The organism is Phormidesmis sp. 146-33 (assembly GCF_052939515.1).
In genome coordinates, this window is sequence record NZ_JBJPHU010000133.1 from 1 (window position 1) to 16,894 (window position 16,894).

A 16,894-nucleotide genomic window follows, 5' to 3' on the forward strand; every position below is an offset into this window, starting at 1 on the left:
CCTCATCCCTCATCCCTCATCCCTCATCCCTCATCCCTCATCCCTCATCCCTGCTAAGAAATCAACTGCGGCTCATTTGTCTTTAACTTTTCGGGGTCGATTTCATTTAACTCGCCCTGTTGAAGTGTCCAGCAGCGATCGGCGATCGCCAACATATCTCCTGCATCATGAGACACCACAAGGAGGCTCCACTGTTGTTTGAGTTTGGACAGCAGATTGACCAACTGTTGTCGCATTGACCAATCAAGCCCGGCGGTCGGTTCGTCAAGCAGCAAGAGGTTGGGCTGACGGATCAATTGTACGGCGAGGGCGAGTCGTCTTTGTTGTCCACCACTGAGAGAATGAGGCGCTGTTTTTAGGGGCAAGTGGTCGAGCGAAACGGATGCTAACGCTTCATGAATCCGTTCTGAGCCAAGTTCGGGATGACCAAGCCGCAGTTCTTCTAGCAGGGTGCCGCCGCAAAAATGACGTTCTGGAAACTGAAAGACGAGTCCGCTCAACTGTTGAAGGTGGAGAAAGTTGAGTTCTTGTTCTCGCCAAAAAATGCTGCCGCTGGTGGGTTCTGCCAGTCCTGACAAAATCTCTAGGAGGGTGCTTTTTCCTGATCCGCTGGGCCCGATAATTAGCCCTAACTGCTGAGGAGCGATTTCAAGGTTGATCGATTTGAGAATCGCCGTTTGACTGGCAGGCGGATGATAGGAGAGGTCACGAAGATAGAGCATTCAGGACGGTACTCAAGAGGGTGAAAAGTCTGGTCGGACTAAAGAATTTGTACTCAGCATTCTGGCATATCGATCGCTAGTTTACCCAAATCCCTCACATCCGACATGATCACAAGGGATGAACTCTAGAGTCCGGAGTTCAAACGCCAAAGTGGAACTTGAAATTAGGAAGTTCGTCAAGCAACTATTACATTTTCTGGATGGCAAAATTAAATTGTCGTCGCAAGTTGACTTCCTCACCGTCCTTTAGAGAACAGAACTTATGCTTGATTTTCCCTGTGGGCCGATTTATTCCTGGGTTAATCCCAAACGACTGGGGTGGGTAATGGGCGCGACGGCGATCGCCATGAGCCTTTGGATTACGCCATCTTTTGCCAAAGATCCGTTTAGAACGACAAACCCCCGTCCGATCGGAGACAAGACCGAAGCTGCCTTTAAAGCCGTTTTTGAGCAGGGCAACTATAAAGCAGCCGAAACCTTTCTCAGACAAGCTGAACCCGATGAACCGTTAGCCTATGCGCTACAGGCAGCGATGGCCTACAACAATTTTCAGGGTGAAACCGATCCGCAGAAAAAACAAGCGGCGATCGATCTACTCAAAACCAGTGCTGGTAAAACGCGGGAAGCCGCCGATCGCTTGCTCAAAACCGATCCGCTTCGGGGCAATCTCTACCTCGCCGTTAGCAACTTCATCGAACTGGGCTACGTGATCGGCACTCAGGGCTTAGTGCGCGGCACCCCCCAGGCGTTAGGAAGAATTCAGCAGGCATTCAAAAATCTGGACGATGCTGAAAAAATTGCTCCCCAAGACCCAGAACTCAACCTCATCAAAGGCTATATCGAGTTGCTGCTGGCTGTGAATGTGAGTTTGCCGCTGTCTAATCCGGGTCAGGCGATCGAGCGACTAGAAAGATACGCCAGTCCCCGATATTTAGCCGATCGCGGATTGGCAATAGGCTATCGAGATATGAACCAACTAGATAAAGCTTTGGTTGCCATCAATCGAGCGATCGCTGCCGCCCCAACTAATCCCGAACTCAGCTATCTCAAAGCTCAAATTCTCGTGCGTCAAGGCAACAACAAAGACAGCGTGGCGTTCTTTCAAAAGGCACTCAATCAAAAAGAACAGCTTCCTCAAGGAGTTGTCAAACAGATTCAACGCGAATTCGATCGCACCCAGCAGCGTTTACAAAACAAAGGGCGGTGAGAAAAGCGCTGAGGTTGGGGTTTGTGCAGAATGGATAATGAAGAACTGAAATTCATGTTTTACAATTGCCCCTTACCGACAGCAATCCGAAGTTATGCAAATACAATTTCGAGAATTTGATCCCTTTAACGTTTGGATGTGGGTTGAGTTCAATACAGTGCCCTCTGAGATGGAGAAGCAGTACGTTGAAGAACTTTTTACATCCTGGTTCTTTTTAGGAAAGCTGGGCGGCTTTAATGCCGAAAGTCTGCAAGTTCAAGATGTGGGGCTAGAAATCAGCTACATGACCTATGACGAAGATGCTTCTACAAATACGCTGGTCGCCTTGATGCACAACATGGGCGAGTTTGAGTATGAAGGCTATTGGGGGCGCTGCTGGTTTGACTTGGGGACGAGTGACGCGATCGCGCTCGACATTCTCATCAACTCAATTCGACAGCTTAGTCAGGATTATGTGACGATCGAGCAACTGATTATTGGCGGTGAAAACGAGGACTGGCGGGCACCAGGCAGCAACCAGCCCGACTTTGTAATGGACAATCAGCAAAACTAGTCAGGCAAAGTCTTGAAACTGGACAATTTTGATCAGGAAAGTCATCCTCAAGCATTGAAGATGTCTTTATCGGTAGGAACAACGACAACCCAAACGTAAGCCTACAGAACAAATTTAAGAGACATCTCCTCCTGCGGGGTGGGCCAAGTGTCCGCCCCTTTTTTTGTGAGGAAAGTACTAATGCACTGTTATAAAGAAATTTCTGTTACTTCCGCTACAGACCTGTCTCAAGACATAAGATGAGGCTGAAGAGTTCAGTCTCTTGGTAGCGGTTTCGCCTGTTTTCTCGACCGACGATCGATCAACCCAGACCACTAATTTCTACAAGAGTAAACTAATGCAGTCTTCCACCTGTCCTTCAGATCTCCCTAACCCCAATCCAGCGTCTCAAACCGGACAAGTCGGCCCCTCGACAACCTTGTTAGGAATGCTGGCTCTAGTTTTGCCGCTCGGTTTTGCCTTGGGATTTTCCTGGTATCGAAAACGTCGCGCTTACCAACGTACTGTTCTTTTGCTGCAACAAATTGCTATGTTGGAGTCTCAGTGGCGCAGCCATTCTTGACGAGATTTTTAACAATATTTATTTGAATTACAGCTTATTTGTTTTAGCGATCGTGCCCAGAGAAGGGTCAATCAGGCAGGTTTTTAGAAGATGAATTTGATCTACTGTGGGTGCAGTTTGTGAGTGTGGCAGCGATCGCCTGATTTCTCTCATCCCTGCCAAATCTTCTCGAATCCGGTCGTCAAGGCCGGTTTTTTATTGGGAAGAGTGATGCAACTGACCTCAAAGCGGTTGATAATGTGCGTGAGTCGATCGCAGTGGGTAGCGTTATGCAATTTCGAGCTTTGGTGGTTGTCGTTCTTTCGGCCTTTCTGTGGATTTTGGGAGGGTCGCCGGATGCGTTTGCCCTGACTCAAATCAAATTATTTGACCTGTCTTATCACGAGTGCCCAACTGAGGTCGGAGCCGGAACCGTCAGCAGCGGAGGCACTTCACGCGCGGCAAATTGCTTCATCGTCACGGGCAAAGCCGAAAACTCTACCAACAAACCTGTGGTCAATGCAGACATTTTTGGGCGCATCTACGACGCAAACAACGACTCAGTGATGCAAAATCGGACTCGTCTGGGGTCGATCGAAGAAGTGCCTCCCGGAGTCAGCGATTTTGAACTGAGAATCACCGTCGCCGCCAATCAGCCCACCCCGCTCAAGCTCACTCAATTTAAGGCAGCCGGGTTTACGGGCAAAGTTCGGCGTTGATTGACCGTTAGTGCTTCCAAAAATTAGGGAATCCAGGACTTGTGCCATGCTCCCACTTCCTAGCAAACTGCCGTCCACCGATTCCATGTAATGAGTTTAGAAAAACGCCGCTGGTTGCAGCTTGCCTTGCAGCTAAAAGGCTCGATTATTTTGTCTGTTTTGCCCCGGTCTATCTTTTGCGGGCTGTTTGGGCTAGTGATCACCGTATTTCACCACTACAAATATCCTGTTTCACTGCCATTTTTGGCTAGTTTGATCCCTAATATTGTGCTGGGGTTGCTGTTAGTATTTCGCACCAATACTGCCTACGATCGCTACTGGGAAGGTCGAAAATGTTGGGGCAAAATCATTAACTGTGTGCGAAACCTGGCACGACGCATCTGGATTGTGGTGGAAGAAAAAGAGGCGGGCGATCGTACTGCAAAACTGGCGGCTTTGAATTTAATTGTGGCGTTTGCGGTGGTGACAAAATTGCATTTGCGTCAGGAAGCGATCAATCATGAAGTTGAGCAATTAGTTTCCCCTGAGCAATTTGAGAAACTAAAAAGAATGAATAACCCACCGCTCAAAGTTGCCTTCTGGTTGGGCGACTATTTGCAATTGCAACATGAGTGCGATCGTCTCAACATTCATCAACTGACCGCGATGCACGAACTGTTAGATAGTTTGGTGGAGCAATTGGGCGGTTGTGAACGCATTCTCAAAACCCCTATGCCTCTAGCCTACGCGATTCATCTCAAACAATTACTTTTGCTTTATTGTCTGTCTCTGCCCTTTCAAATGGTGGGTAATTTAGTGTGGTGGACTTGCCCCGTTGTGGTGCTGATTAGCTTTACGCTATTTGGGATTGAGGAAATTGGCATCGAAATCGAAAATCCGTTTGGGCGCGATCCCAATGATCTGCCGCTGGATACGATTTGTGAAACGATGCTGCGAAATATTGGCGACTTAACCAGTCTCAGACCCAGTGTTCAGGTAGACAAATGGTAGATACTGGGAGGAGTGTCTAATCTCGCATCATGGGTGCAGTGCCGAAATTCCTCAAGAAACCAGACCCAGACGGGCAGCAGAGAATTCGTCGCGCGACTCTCACTGGGGTGACGACGCTGGCGGTGCGAGGGGTTTCGATGGGGGCTAATTTGCTCTCGATTCCGCTGACTGCTCATTATTTGGGAACAGAGCGATTTGGGTTGTGGCTGACGTTGAGCATGTTGCTCAGTTGGGTCAGTCTGACTGATCTGGGATTAGCTAATAGCTTGACTAACGTTTTGTCAGCCGATCGTCCCGACTCCCCGCAGGCAAAGCAGGCCGTTTCTAGCGCATTTTGGCTAATGGTTGGGATGGCGATCGCTCTGACGCTAATCTTCTTTATGGTTCACCCCTGGGTACAGTGGGAGCGGCTATTTAACGTCACGTCTGCTCAAGCAAAATCTGAAGTGGGTTGGGCGGCGATCGCGTTTTTTGCTGGCTTTATTTTGCGGTTGCCCCTCTCGGTCGCTGGACGAATCTACACCGCTTATCAAGAAGGCTATTTTTATCAAGCTTGGGGTGGGTTGGGTAGTCTGGCTTCGGTGACGGCTCTCGTGGTGGCGATTCAGTTTCAAGTCGGGCTACCGCAGCTTGTAATCGTATTTTTTGGCACATCCTTGCTGGGCGATTTGTTAGCGACGGTGCATGTTTTTGGTTGGAGATGGCGATCGCTGCGTCCTCAACTGTCTGCTTTTAGTCAGAAACAAGCTCAATGGTTGCTCAAAACAGGCCTGCAATTTTGGGTGATTCAAATCAGTTCCATCATTTTTTTTCAGACCGATCTGATCATTGTTGCCCAATTGTTTGGAGCAGAAAAAGTTGCGACTTATGGAACCATTCTTAAGCTATTTGGCTTATTAGGAACGATTCAAACAGCTTTCTTATTTCCGTTGTGGCCCGCCTATAGCGAAGCGTTTTCTAGAAGAGACATTTCCTGGATTATTCAAACGTTTAGAAAAACGATCGTTTTATCATTGCTCTGGTCAATTTCGATGGGACTAATGCTTGCCGCATTTACAAACAATATTATTTTTATTTGGCTTAATGAAACAGTGACGATCGATACTTCATTAGTCGCGGCAATGGTCGTCACAAGCGTGCTATTGGCAGTCGGTCACTGCATCGGAACAGTGCTTAATGGAATGGGTATCATAAAGTCTCAAGTCATTTTTGGACTGGCAGGAGGCGTGACTAATATTGTTTTGTCGATCGCGCTCGGACATCTGCTTGGCGCTGCCGGAGTTTGTTGGGCAACAGCGATTTGTTTGCTAGTATTTCCAATCGGAATTATTGGAACTCATACGCTAAAAATTCTTCAAAAGCTGAGATCTGACTTTAAACTAATAGACAATCATTAGGAGACGGTGCATTGGACGCTTATTCGCTTGAGAATGCTCGAAAATTTCAGTGGTCTTCAATCACAGGTGAACTAAACTCAGAAAGAGTTGCTCATCTCGATCGCTATCTTTTGGGCAATCTGTTTCTAGATGCTGGATGTGCAGGTGGTGCTTACTCAGAATATCTAAGAGCCAAGGGATTTGATGTGACGGGAGTGGATAAAATGCTTGAATTTTTAGAAACGATTCCGGTCGATCAACGGCATTTTTATAAGCAGGCAGACATCACAGACTTGCCTTTTGAAGACAATTATTTTGACTCTACTTACTGTTTTGACGTGCTGGAACATGTTGATGATCTGACTGCGCTTAAAGAGTTAGTTCGAGTCACAAAACGACGTTTAATTATTACAGTTCCCCATGAGAATTACTCGCTTTTTCAGAAGTGTAATTTGACTTTACTTACGTATCAAGATTCTACTCATTTGAGGTACTATAACGCAGAGTCTCTGGAGAAGCTTATTAGAACTGTGACCAATTCACCATTCAAAATCTCTGGTGAAATTCGAGTTCCAATTCGGTATTTGTGTTCTGAACTAATCAAAGGAGAAAGGAGGTTTTCTTTTAGCTATGCTGTTAGAAGTCCTGTTGCATTTTTAATCAAGGCTCTCTTATTGACTATGAAGCAATCTGATTTAGAGTTTCATTCTTCTCTGGTTGCGATCGTTGATCTTTAATTATCTTCTTATAAAAGTCGAAGTTTGATATGAAATATCGGGTCGCTTACGACATTTCTGTGTTAGGAATTAGTCATTTTAATCAGCGTTCTCGCACAGGCATTTTCCGAGTAATTGATGAGAACCTCAAATATCTTTTGCAGATTGGAAATCTTGACCTCACCCTAACTTCTTGTAGAGCCTATTGGGAAATGGCAGCCGCCTTACAGTTTGTACAACACCTTTACCCAAAGCATAGTGAACAATTTAGCCTTCCATTTCCTCCAAAGTCTTATACTTCTCTAATCTACAAGGCAGAAAAAAAGCTAGTTGATTTTAACTGGAAGCGAACCACGAGCCGAACTTTAATTAACAAAGTTGCAAGAAAGTTTTCAACGCTTCCGATCGAGCGCTTATTCCCCCCCCAACTTCAGTTCACAGACATTGATTTATTCCACTTTCCATTCTTCAAAGTTGGCAATTTAGAATTTACTCAATCAAAGCCCTGCATTTTTACAATGTATGATTTAATTCCGATTAAATTTCCTCAATATTTTAAGTATCGAGAATTTAGACATTTAAGTAATGCAATTGATCAAATTAGAAAGGATCGGGATTATGTAATCTGTATTTCAGAAGCGACTAAACAAGATTTCTGTGAGATTTCTTCAATGAATCCCGATCGCGTTTTTGTAGTTCCATTAGCTGCATCTGAGGCATTTTACCCAGTTGTGGATGATGCGACGATCGCGCTCACAACCCAAAAGTATCAAATCCCCCAACGTCCGTATATTCTCAGTTTGGCAACCCTTGAACCGCGCAAAAATTTGGATTTCCTGGTGAGAGGATTTCTCAGATATATTCAGGAAACTCACGATCAAGACACTTGTTTGGTTCTAGTCGGAACGCTAGGTTGGAAGTACGATCGCATCTTTGAATCACTGCCTGACGTTGATCCAAAACTGCGATCGCGAATTATTCTTACAGGCTACATTCCTGATGAAGATTTGAGCGCGATTTATAGCGGTGCGTCTGTTTTTGCTTACCCTTCTCTCTACGAGGGATTTGGCTTGCCGCCGCTTGAAGCCATGCAGTGTGGAACGCCTGTGATTACTTCCAATACAAGCTCTTTACCTGAAGTTGTAGGCGAGGCTGGAATCACGATCGATCCCCATCAAGAGGACGAGCTTTGTCAGGCGCTTTCAAAAGTTCTCAACAGCACAGAACTGAGAATCGAAATGTCACAAAAATCTCTACAAAGAGCCAGTCAGTTTAGCTGGAAAAAATGTGCAGAACAAACTGCTGAAGTCTATCAAATTGCGATAAATAATTCCTCAAAATAGATAGAATTATGCGATTGCTTTATACGTTGACTGCCTATCCTCCTTACATCGGAGGGGCCCAACTTCATCAACACAAAGTAGCCCAACAGTTGAGCGATCGCCACACCATTCAAGTGGTCAGCCATTGGGATCAAAATCGCACCGATTGGCTATTAGGAACAACTCTGAATGCACCCCGAAATAGCCGTGATTACGTGATAGATAACATTCCAGTACATCGATTGGGGTTATCGAATTGGGAAAAGCTAAAACTGGCTCCGATCGTACCAATTTATTATCCTTTAATGAGTCTTGCACTACCAAACATTTCTACTTGTTTAGAGCAGCATTTAACTCGATACGCAGATGTCGATCTGATTCACAACGTTCGGATTGGACGAGAAGGATTAAGCTATGCATCATTTCAGACAGCAAAACACAGAAACTTACCGTTTGTCTTGACTCCAGTTCATCATCCTCGCTGGATTGGATGGCGATATAAAGCCTACTTAAAACTCTATAAATTGGCGGATATCGTGATTGCTCTGACTCAGGCAGAAAAACAGATCTTAATGGAATTAGGAGTTCAAGAGAACCGAATTGCAGTAACTGGAATGGGGTCAGTTTTAGCCCCTGATGCCGATGCGATCGCCTTCCAAAAAAAGCATTCCTTAAAAGCACCGATCGTTCTTTTTCTCGGACAGCACTATGCCTACAAAGGTTATCGTCAGGTATTAGAATCTGCAAAGCTTGTTTGGCAAAAAATCCCCGAAGCGCAGTTTGTTTTTGTCGGGCCGGCAGTCAAACAGTCTGAGCAGATTTTTCGGGAATTCGATGACCCCAGAATTCATCGTTTGGGCAAGGTTGATTTGCAGGAAAAAACCAACGCGATCGCGGCCTGCACGTTACTTTGTGTTCCTTCTACTCAAGAGAGTTTCGGGGGCGTTTATACCGAAGCCTGGAGTTTTGGAAAACCCGTGATTGGGTGTCCGATTCCGGCAGTTTCAGAAGTGATTTCAGATGGTGTGGATGGCTATCTTGTAGATCAGGAAGCTCACCAAATTGCCGATCACATCTGTCACCTTTTATCTAACCCAACTCAAGCTCAAAAAATGGGAGAAGCTGGACAACGTAAAGTCGCAGAACATTATACTTGGCAGCGCATTGCCCAACTGACAGAGCAAGCTTATCAAATGGTTTCATGACCAAAATCTTAGGAACTCGCCTCGACTGTGTAGATTATTCAGAAGCGTGCGATCGCATTCAAAAGTGGGCGGTTCAAAAAACTTCCTGCTACGTTGTGGCGGCAAATGTGCATGTGATTATGACAGCCTATTGGCGCAGATCTTATCAACAAATTGTGAATAAAGCGGCTCTCATTACACCGGATGGAATGCCTTTAGTGTGGGGCTTACGACTCTTACAAAATTCTCAACAAACCAGAGTTTATGGCCCCGACTTAATGTTGAAATGGTGCGATCGCGCCGCTCAAGCTAATCTATCTATCTACCTCTACGGCACTACAGAAACCACTTTAGATAAACTTAAATGCAACTTACAGCAGCAGTTTCCCACCTTACAAATTGCTGGAAGCTATGCGCCTCCCTTTCGCACCCTGACTCCTGCCGAAGAAATGGCAGATCGCGATCGCATTCATGTGTCTGGCGCTTCGGTCGTATTCGTCGCGCTCGGTTGCCCCAAACAAGAAGAATGGATGGCAAGACAGCAAGGTCACCTGCAAGCCGTCATGATTGGAGTTGGGGCAGCCTTCAGTTTTCACAGTAGCGAAGTGTCGCAGGCTCCCCGCTGGATGATGCGCCTCGGCTTAGAGTGGCTCTATCGCTTAGTTACAGAACCTCGCCGCCTCTGGAAGCGCTACCTGGTCAACAATCCTGCTTTTGTTGTCTTGTTTGGGTTGCAGTTGGTCAGACGATCGCTCAAAGGCCATCATTCAGATTCTTGCTAACCTGTAGAATTTAAGCAGCGGAATTGACAATCTAAAGCTGAACGCCTTTGAGATTTGCACGCGGGTCATAGCTACGACCATCCCGAATTTTCTCGTAATATTCGCGCTCAACAGGACTCAACTCTTTGGGCGGTACGATCGTAATCTTGACCATCTGATCACTACGATCGCCCTTCGGATTTTTCCAGCCTTTCCCTCTCAGCCGCAGCGATTGGCCCGATCGAATCCCCGCCGGAACGTTCACCTTCACCAGTCCATCGGGCGTTGGCACTTCAATCTGTGCGCCTAAGACGGCCTCATCAGGAGCGATCGCCACTTCACAGGTCAAGTTGTCGCCATCAAACTGAAAGAATGGATGGGGCGTAAGTTCGACGGTCAGATACAAGTCGCCGCGCTGACTCGTATAGTGAGGACTAAAGCGACCTTTGCCCCGTACCCGAATTCTCGTCCCCGCTTTGGCACCAGGAGGAATGCGTACCTCGATCGTTTCGTTGCCAATCGCAAATCGTTTCTGAGTGCCGTTAAAAGCTTCTCCCAAAGTCAATTTTACAGAGGCCTCGGTGTCGAGATTTGCCCCCGTGTCAGCGGTCGAACCTGCGCCCGAAGGAGCCGTACGATAGCCGCTAAAAGGATCTGCCGTGCGCCCATATCCGGCCGTGCCGTTGTTGCCCATCCGCCCCAGCAGATCGTTGATAAATTCGTCAAAACTGCCATAGCGGCCAAACTCAAATTCATCAAATCCAGGCGTTGTGTTGAAGGGCGATCGTCCTCTTCCAGGGCTGGCTCCGGCTCGATCGGCTTGCTGCCAATATTGTCCAAACTGATCATATTTTTTGCGCTTGTCGCCGTCTGACAGCACCTCATAAGCCTCGTTGACTTCTTTAAAGCGAGCCTCTGCCGCCTTGTCGCCAGGATTCAAATCAGGGTGATATTGTCGCGCCAGCTTGCGAAATGCCTTCTTGATGTCATCTGCACTGGCAGTCTTGCTCACGCCCAAAATCGTGTAATAGTCTTTGAAGTCGGTTGCTGCCACCAGTCTCTACCCCTTTAACGATTAATGTACTTCACTATAGTTTTGTCGAGATTTTATCTCCAGTTGCACTACTAACATATCAAAAACGACCTTCTTCCAGGTTCGGTCGAGCTACCGATTTGGGTTGAAATCTCCGTACAAGAAGGGATGAGGGATGAGGGGTGAGGGATGAGGGATGAGGGATGAAAGAATTGCTTTGATAGATTTGTGGATGTTGGTTTTTGAAGTTTTTTCTCAAACTCGCTCGGCTCGGCGTTCATCGACTCCTTGTTCTTCGTAGACAAAATCTTGGACGCGCAGACGATATTCTCGAAGGGTTTCATCGACCCAGCCGCGATCGTGGCTATTGGCATAAATGTGAATCAATGGCTCACCCGCATCGGGGAGAATCAGCACCCAGCTATCATGCTGATGGTTAAAGATTTTTACGCCGTCGATCAGTTCTAGATTTTCAACGGGATGACTTTCGACCAAATGCCGCATCAGCGCGCCTTTCACCGTCCACGGGCAGCGCACAGAATAGGTTTTGTGAGAAATGCGGGGACACTCAGCGCGAATCTGAGCCAGGGTTCGCTCTTGGAGAGACAGCATCTCAATCAGTTTGGCAATGCAAAACATCGCGTCAAAGCCAGGATGCAGTTGAGGAAAGATGAATCCCATTTCGCCACTGCCACCCACAACCGTGTTGGAATTGGTGTGGCAGGTCTCCATCAAAGCGGTCGGGTTGGCTTTGGTTCTCAGCACTTTACCATCGTGGCGACGGGCAATCAGTTCCACCGCGCTAGACGCATGAACTGGAACGACCACCGTCCCTCTCGGATGCGCCGTCAACACCATATCGACCATCAAAGCCGTCAGCGTCTCACCCCGAATCGGATTGCCCGTCTCATCAACCAAAACAAGCTGCTCACCATTGGCTGAAACCTGCACTCCAAAAGTCGCTTTTAGCGCTTCGACCACATGCCCTAGCTGATTGAGCAAGCCTTCACGATCGGCTGGTGTCGGGGCGGTTTGTGTCAAACTTGCATTCAATACGACGGCATCACAGCCATATTTGGCTAACAGTTGGGGCAACACTGCGCCAGACACCGCATAAGCGTAATCGATCACGACTTTAGAACTGCTGTGCTGAATGGCTTGAGTATTCAGATGCTTCTCAAACCCTCGGCTGTAAAGGTCGATCGCTTGATTGACATTCACCACATTGCCAATTTCTTGAATTTGCGCCCGTCGAAAATCTTCCTTAAAGAACGCGCCTTCGATCTTCTTCTCAGCTCCTTTAGAAATATTGATACCTTTGCGATCGAAAAACTCAATCAGCAGATGATCCGAGCGATCGGGATGCACCCGCACATGAATGCCACCGACAACTTCCAGCGTCGGGACAATCGATCGTGCTACAGGAATCGAAGTCGCCTCCAAATTTTGCACACTCACGCCCACTGACATCAGACCTGCAATCAGCGATCGCGACACCATTCTCGAAATCGGACGCTGATCGCGCGAGACCGTCACCTGTGCCCCCGGTTTCAAGGTCGAACCATACGCCGCCCCCAATTTCACCGCAAATTCTGGAATGATATCGACGTTCGCCAACCCCGAAACACCTCGCTGACCAAAGAGATTGCGATGAGCCGCATAGCCCCAAATTAAATTACTGTTGAGCGTGGCACCCGGTTCGACATGCTTGCTCGGCCAGATTCTCACATTGGGACTCACTTGAGACTCTTCGCCCACACTCGACAGCGGGCCGACGACGGCTCCTTCCAAAACATGGGCGCGACGATCGACTCGTGACCCGCGCGCGATCACACAGGCCCGCAAATGCACTTCTTCGCCAAGCATCACGCCATTCCAGATGATCGGACGCTTGAGGTCTGCGTCGGCTCCGATCGTCACATTGTCTCCGATCGCCGTTCCTGCTTCAATTTGAACTCTTTGCCCAATGCGGCAGTTGTTGCCAATAATGGCAGGCGTTTCGATATGGGCGGTTGGATCGATAAACGTGTTTTCTCCCACCCAGAGACCGGGCGATCGTTCTGGATATGGAAAGTTGAGCGTCACTTTTTGCCGCAGCCCGTCATATTGCGCTTCTCGATAAGCATCCAGATGACCCACATCGCACCAATAGCCCTCGGCAATGTAGCCATACATCGGCTCATCTTTTTCGAGCATCAGGGGAAACAGATCTTTAGAAAAATCGGCTTCCTCATTGAAGGGCAGATAATCTAGAACTTCAGGTTCCAGAATGTAAATGCCCGTGTTGACCGTATCTGAGAAGATTTCACTGGTCGAGGGCTTTTCTAAAAACCGCCGAATGCGATCGTTTTCGTCTGTGATTACGACCCCAAAGTCGATCGGATTGTGCACCCGCGTCAAAACCAATGTGGCTTTGGAGTGGTTGCGATGATGAAACTCAATGGCGGCCGTCAGATCAAAGTCTGTAATGCTGTCTCCGCTGATCACCAAAAACGTGCCGTCTAGCAGTTCTGCGACATTTTTGACACAGCCTGCCGTACCCAGGGGCTGGTCTTCTTCGACGGCGTAGGTCATCTGCACCCCAAACTCACTGCCATCTTGAAAATAGTCGCGCATCACATCCGGCAAATAGTGCAGCGTCGCGATAATTTCTCGAATCCGATGGCGCTTCAGTAAATTGATAATGTGTTCTGCGATCGGGCGATTGAGAATCGGCACCATCGGTTTGGGCAGGTCACAGGTAAGGGGGCGGAGTCGCGTTCCTGATCCACCTGCCATCAACACTGCACGCATACGGTCTCCTTGCTGTTTGCTGTGGTTGCTCTCATCTGTGGGGCACCCGCGACGATGTAATTAGACGAAATCGGGGGCATCAGGAAACGGGGAGCAATTCTCCTGACACTTGCCACACTAGCACTTCCCACGGTTGAGAGTCGGTGTCCTACGGATGCATCGTGTCAATTTTTCTCGATAAGCGTGTGTGAGAATTGTAAGAAGATTTCTTAATTTCCTTAATCTAATTTGAACGTGCGATCGTTTTCTCAGACAGTTCCGCTAACAATTCTTTAATCACGCCCCTGGATTGCTTCAATGAAATTGATTTGACCACCCATCGCCCGATCGATTGCTAGAATCTTGAGTAATCGCATCATTGCGGTGTTGTTTGTACGATCGAGGCTCAGGAAATGAAACTTTTACTGCTGGTTGCGTTGGTAGGCTATGCGTATGGCGCTTGGAAGTTTTGGAAAGGATTTCGGCGGACAAACTTTAACGAAGGTAAGCTATACCTATCGTTGTTGTGGCCGGTGTTGCTGATCAGCAAGTCTTACCGCCAAAACTTCACCAAAGCACTGAAAGGTTAGGCACTTGAAACAAGATCGATTTCAAGATTGGCAAACTCAAATTACGGCGGTTGCCGATCGCTTTAATCAAGACTACCGGGGAGAACCGTTTGATCTGCCAGATGAAGTCAAGGCGATGCCCATCTTTCTCGAACGGACTTCGGGCATTTTGCAGTCAAAAACGACTTCTCCCTTTTGGCAACTGGCAAAGCCGCAAAAAAATCAGCGCTGCCTGGATATTGGCTGTGGGGTGAGTTTTTTGATTTACCCCTGGCGAGACTGGGAGGCGTTTTTTTATGGGCAAGAAATCAGCACGATCGCCCGTGATCTTCTGGTTGCTAGAGGGCCACAGTTAAACTCCAAACTCTTCAAAGGCGTGACCCTGGGAGCTGCCCACGAGCTGCATTACGAAGCAAATCAGTTTGATCTGGCGATCGCCACAGGATTTAGTTGTTACTACTCGATCGACTACTGGGAAACCGTCTTAACCGAAGTCAAGCGTGTTCTCAAACCCGGCGGCTCGTTTGTTTTTGACGTGCTAGATCTTGACACGCCCCTGGCCGAGAACTGGGCAATTTTGGAAACCTATCTCGGTACAGAAGTGTTTTTAGAATCGCTCACCGACTGGCGAAAAGCAATCCAATCCGTCGGCGGCAAGATCTCCAGAACTCTACCCGGCGAACTGTTTCAGCTTTACAAAGTGACCTTTTGAGTTTGGGAACGTGGACTGATGGAGTGGCGATCGCAGAACGTTCTGATTCCCCCTCAACTAAATTTTTCTCACACTGGGAAATGGCATTGATTCGGTAGTCAGACCTTTGGCAGTACACAATCTATCGAATCGTTATACCTTTAACGCACAACCCTGATTTCTGGATGGGTAGAAATGGTAATGCGACTATGACTAATCGATGTTAATTTGGTGGTTGAGCCAGAGAAAGCAGATACTTTCAAGTGGGCCATCCAATTACAGCATCTTTTGGATTAACTTGCGGTTAGGTCACCGCTAGAAGCAGCTATTTTTGAGCGGTGTAGAGCGGCTTTGAAATGTTTGGAGGGTCTAAAGTCGCTGTCACGGATCAAAAGTTAAAGACGAGATAACGAGAGTAATATGCCTGATTTGAACATTCCAGAAGAATACCTTCGAGGAGCTAAATCCCTGATTGACGTTGAGGATGAAGTCTTTAGGGCGATCCTGAATGCTATCAGTAAAGTTTCCCCCGCATCCAGCGTAGAGGCAGCGGCGATCGCGTTGGCGGCTGAAGTTAAGGGAATCAACCTCGAAAACTTGGAAGAGATTACTCAAATGGTTGTTTCCCTCCAAATGCATTTGAATGGAAGGGGGGGTGCGTTCATAGACAACCTTGTTATGACGCTAGAAACTGATCTTTTCGATTGTGAAGAGACTTCTGACTATTCCGATGATCAAGTAGCTCGGTTCAGAAGACGAATTCATGAACTACTGAGAGCAGATGGGATCTTTAGAACCATTGCTAAGACATTGGAGTTACGTATTGAGAGTGAGCGAATTCTCGCGGATGCCCGTATCGTGACTGATGCTCGTCCGATTTTTCAGGATGAAGTAGAGCGGGGGATAGTTGCTATGTTTGCGACGCACACACTGAGAATTACGTATCGCGATGCGACAGGACAGAAAGAATTTTATACAGCGCTGGATCAATCCGGCTTAGATGTTCTTCTTGAGCAGATTCTAAGAGCTAAAGAGAAAACACAAGCGATCCGGTCTATGCTGGAAAAAGCAAGTATCCCTTATCTAGAGCCATACACAGATTGAGGATAAAGCTATGGTAACGAACAGAAACGCAAAGTATCCTCAAGTAAAAGGCGCGTCTAGAGGGGATCAATTTTCGTTCTGTGGGAAGGAAGAGGTCTTGCTGGCTGCAAGGAAGATCCCTAAATCTAGCGAGGCTGGCATTAGAGCGCTGTCAAAGCTGACAAACATAGGAGCTAGTCTAATTTCGATAGCTGAGAAAAGTTTGGCACTTCAGCAAGTCCCGCGCTCAAGACTCAATCTTGCCAGTATTCTTGACAAATATTGGTTAGAAGACCGTAAAACTGTACTGGCATTCTTGAAAGAGCATCAGGATGTAGCTAATTTTTTAATTGAAGCTCATAAAAAAATTGGGGAGTACTTCTCTAGTAATCTTCTCAAATTGCGCGTTTCTCAAGATCCAGAAGATTCTCAGCTTAAACTGCTTGTTCTATCTGTTGTAGCGAAATCAGGTGAGGTCGAGCAGATTTACGAGAAATTTACCGCTTTAGAAGATGCAGTGTTTCTGAATGACTCTTTTGAGGTGAGTACTCACTTATGCATCAAATTGGATTTTGAATGAGCTTCGATTGGACAAGTTACTTACAGCATTTTTCAAGTAGATGTAGTACGATTAACTAGTCAGTGTCAGTAGAAA

General features: G+C 47.2%; 18 protein-coding genes. 14 read left to right on the forward strand and 4 right to left on the reverse strand.

Annotation, left to right across the window (positions count from 1 at the left end):
- Nucleotides 1-53: 53 nt before the first annotated feature.
- Complete coding sequence (locus ACJ2PR_RS30770; protein ID WP_446879837.1) at nt 54-722, reverse strand: ABC transporter ATP-binding protein; 669 nt, start codon at nt 720-722, stop codon at nt 54-56.
- Nucleotides 723-984: 262 nt separating this feature from the next.
- On the opposite strand from ACJ2PR_RS30770, the gene ACJ2PR_RS30775 reads away from it, so the two are divergent.
- The 3 genes from ACJ2PR_RS30775 to ACJ2PR_RS30785 all read left to right on the forward strand — a co-directional run bounded on the left by ACJ2PR_RS30775 (nt 985) and on the right by ACJ2PR_RS30785 (nt 3,044).
- The gene (locus tag ACJ2PR_RS30775; RefSeq protein ID WP_446879838.1) at nt 985-1,929 is read left to right on the forward strand and encodes a Sll0314/Alr1548 family TPR repeat-containing protein; all 945 of its coding nucleotides are present in this window, start codon (nt 985-987) and stop codon (nt 1,927-1,929) included.
- Nucleotides 1,930-2,023: 94 nt separating this feature from the next.
- Nucleotides 2,024-2,482 (forward strand): DUF3531 family protein, encoded by a 459-nt coding sequence (locus tag ACJ2PR_RS30780; RefSeq protein WP_446879839.1) that lies wholly within the window; start codon nt 2,024-2,026, stop codon nt 2,480-2,482.
- Nucleotides 2,483-2,819: 337 nt separating this feature from the next.
- The gene (locus tag ACJ2PR_RS30785; protein ID WP_446856992.1) at nt 2,820-3,044 is read left to right on the forward strand and encodes a hypothetical protein; all 225 of its coding nucleotides are present in this window, start codon (nt 2,820-2,822) and stop codon (nt 3,042-3,044) included.
- A gap of 27 nt (nt 3,045-3,071) precedes the next feature.
- On the opposite strand, the gene ACJ2PR_RS30790 is transcribed toward ACJ2PR_RS30785, so the two are convergent.
- Nucleotides 3,072-3,197: a hypothetical protein gene (locus ACJ2PR_RS30790; protein WP_446879840.1), complete on the reverse strand. Its 126-nt coding sequence runs from the start codon at nt 3,195-3,197 to the stop codon at nt 3,072-3,074.
- Between the two features lie 86 nt (nt 3,198-3,283).
- On the opposite strand from ACJ2PR_RS30790, the gene ACJ2PR_RS30795 reads away from it, so the two are divergent.
- The 7 genes from ACJ2PR_RS30795 (at nt 3,284) to ACJ2PR_RS30825 (ending at nt 10,112) form a co-directional block, all read left to right on the forward strand.
- Nucleotides 3,284-3,742: a hypothetical protein gene (locus ACJ2PR_RS30795; RefSeq protein WP_446869378.1), complete on the forward strand. Its 459-nt coding sequence runs from the start codon at nt 3,284-3,286 to the stop codon at nt 3,740-3,742.
- Between the two features lie 90 nt (nt 3,743-3,832).
- The gene (locus ACJ2PR_RS30800; protein WP_446879841.1) at nt 3,833-4,732 is read left to right on the forward strand and encodes a bestrophin family protein; all 900 of its coding nucleotides are present in this window, start codon (nt 3,833-3,835) and stop codon (nt 4,730-4,732) included.
- A 29-nt stretch (nt 4,733-4,761) separates the two neighbouring features.
- Complete coding sequence (locus tag ACJ2PR_RS30805; protein ID WP_446879842.1) at nt 4,762-6,129, forward strand: MATE family efflux transporter; 1,368 nt, start codon at nt 4,762-4,764, stop codon at nt 6,127-6,129.
- Between the two features lie 110 nt (nt 6,130-6,239).
- Complete coding sequence (locus ACJ2PR_RS30810) at nt 6,240-6,845, forward strand: class I SAM-dependent methyltransferase (RefSeq protein WP_446879843.1); 606 nt, start codon at nt 6,240-6,242, stop codon at nt 6,843-6,845.
- Nucleotides 6,846-6,874: 29 nt separating this feature from the next.
- Nucleotides 6,875-8,167, forward strand: coding sequence for a glycosyltransferase family 4 protein (locus tag ACJ2PR_RS30815; protein ID WP_446879844.1), 1,293 nt, complete (start codon nt 6,875-6,877; stop codon nt 8,165-8,167).
- Between the two features lie 8 nt (nt 8,168-8,175).
- Entirely contained in the window at nt 8,176-9,351 is a 1,176-nt protein-coding gene (locus ACJ2PR_RS30820) for a glycosyltransferase family 4 protein (protein WP_446879845.1), read from the forward strand.
- On the forward strand, nt 9,348-10,112 hold the full coding sequence (locus tag ACJ2PR_RS30825) for a WecB/TagA/CpsF family glycosyltransferase (RefSeq protein WP_446879846.1): 765 nt from the start codon (nt 9,348-9,350) through the stop codon (nt 10,110-10,112). The genes ACJ2PR_RS30820 and ACJ2PR_RS30825 overlap by 4 nt, the downstream gene beginning before the upstream one ends.
- A 31-nt stretch (nt 10,113-10,143) precedes the next feature.
- On the opposite strand, the gene ACJ2PR_RS30830 is transcribed toward ACJ2PR_RS30825, so the two are convergent.
- Both ACJ2PR_RS30830 and ACJ2PR_RS30835 read right to left on the reverse strand, forming a co-directional pair.
- A complete protein-coding gene (locus ACJ2PR_RS30830; protein ID WP_446879847.1) occupies nt 10,144-11,145 on the reverse strand; it encodes a DnaJ C-terminal domain-containing protein in 1,002 nt (333 codons plus the stop codon).
- Between the two features lie 234 nt (nt 11,146-11,379).
- Nucleotides 11,380-13,917, reverse strand: coding sequence for a sugar phosphate nucleotidyltransferase (locus ACJ2PR_RS30835; protein ID WP_446879848.1), 2,538 nt, complete (start codon nt 13,915-13,917; stop codon nt 11,380-11,382).
- Between the two features lie 392 nt (nt 13,918-14,309).
- Between ACJ2PR_RS30835 and ACJ2PR_RS30840 the strand changes: the two genes are divergently transcribed.
- From ACJ2PR_RS30840 to ACJ2PR_RS30855, 4 genes are all read left to right on the forward strand, one after another.
- Nucleotides 14,310-14,486 carry a hypothetical protein gene (locus tag ACJ2PR_RS30840; protein ID WP_446857002.1) on the forward strand — a complete coding sequence of 59 codons (177 nt, stop codon included), beginning with the start codon at nt 14,310-14,312 and terminating at the stop codon, nt 14,484-14,486.
- Between the two features lie 4 nt (nt 14,487-14,490).
- Nucleotides 14,491-15,177 carry a class I SAM-dependent methyltransferase gene (locus tag ACJ2PR_RS30845; RefSeq protein ID WP_446879849.1) on the forward strand — a complete coding sequence of 229 codons (687 nt, stop codon included), beginning with the start codon at nt 14,491-14,493 and terminating at the stop codon, nt 15,175-15,177.
- A 399-nt stretch (nt 15,178-15,576) separates the two neighbouring features.
- Nucleotides 15,577-16,260, forward strand: a complete 684-nt coding sequence (locus ACJ2PR_RS30850) for a hypothetical protein (protein WP_446879850.1) — start codon at nt 15,577-15,579, stop codon at nt 16,258-16,260.
- A 10-nt stretch (nt 16,261-16,270) separates the two neighbouring features.
- Entirely contained in the window at nt 16,271-16,819 is a 549-nt protein-coding gene (locus ACJ2PR_RS30855) for a hypothetical protein (RefSeq protein ID WP_446879851.1), read from the forward strand.
- Nucleotides 16,820-16,894 lie beyond the last annotated feature (75 nt).

Bases quoted from the DNA above. Each gene is read 5' to 3' on its own strand.
- ACJ2PR_RS30820 (WP_446879845.1), top strand. From the start codon at position 8,176: ATGCGATTGCTTTATACGTTGACTGCCTATCCTCCTTACATCGGAGGG.
- ACJ2PR_RS30785 (WP_446856992.1), top strand. From the start codon at position 2,820: ATGCAGTCTTCCACCTGTCCTTCAGATCTCCCTAACCCCAATCCAGCG.
- ACJ2PR_RS30790 (WP_446879840.1), bottom strand. From the start codon at position 3,197: ATGAGAGAAATCAGGCGATCGCTGCCACACTCACAAACTGCACCCACA.
- ACJ2PR_RS30850 (WP_446879850.1), top strand. From the start codon at position 15,577: ATGCCTGATTTGAACATTCCAGAAGAATACCTTCGAGGAGCTAAATCC.
- ACJ2PR_RS30855 (WP_446879851.1), top strand. From the start codon at position 16,271: ATGGTAACGAACAGAAACGCAAAGTATCCTCAAGTAAAAGGCGCGTCT.
- ACJ2PR_RS30805 (WP_446879842.1), top strand. From the start codon at position 4,762: ATGGGTGCAGTGCCGAAATTCCTCAAGAAACCAGACCCAGACGGGCAG.
- ACJ2PR_RS30770 (WP_446879837.1), bottom strand. From the start codon at position 722: ATGCTCTATCTTCGTGACCTCTCCTATCATCCGCCTGCCAGTCAAACG.
- ACJ2PR_RS30825 (WP_446879846.1), top strand. From the start codon at position 9,348: ATGACCAAAATCTTAGGAACTCGCCTCGACTGTGTAGATTATTCAGAA.
- ACJ2PR_RS30840 (WP_446857002.1), top strand. From the start codon at position 14,310: ATGAAACTTTTACTGCTGGTTGCGTTGGTAGGCTATGCGTATGGCGCT.
- ACJ2PR_RS30800 (WP_446879841.1), top strand. From the start codon at position 3,833: ATGAGTTTAGAAAAACGCCGCTGGTTGCAGCTTGCCTTGCAGCTAAAA.
- ACJ2PR_RS30780 (WP_446879839.1), top strand. From the start codon at position 2,024: ATGCAAATACAATTTCGAGAATTTGATCCCTTTAACGTTTGGATGTGG.
- ACJ2PR_RS30815 (WP_446879844.1), top strand. From the start codon at position 6,875: ATGAAATATCGGGTCGCTTACGACATTTCTGTGTTAGGAATTAGTCAT.
- ACJ2PR_RS30775 (WP_446879838.1), top strand. From the start codon at position 985: ATGCTTGATTTTCCCTGTGGGCCGATTTATTCCTGGGTTAATCCCAAA.
- ACJ2PR_RS30835 (WP_446879848.1), bottom strand. From the start codon at position 13,917: ATGCGTGCAGTGTTGATGGCAGGTGGATCAGGAACGCGACTCCGCCCC.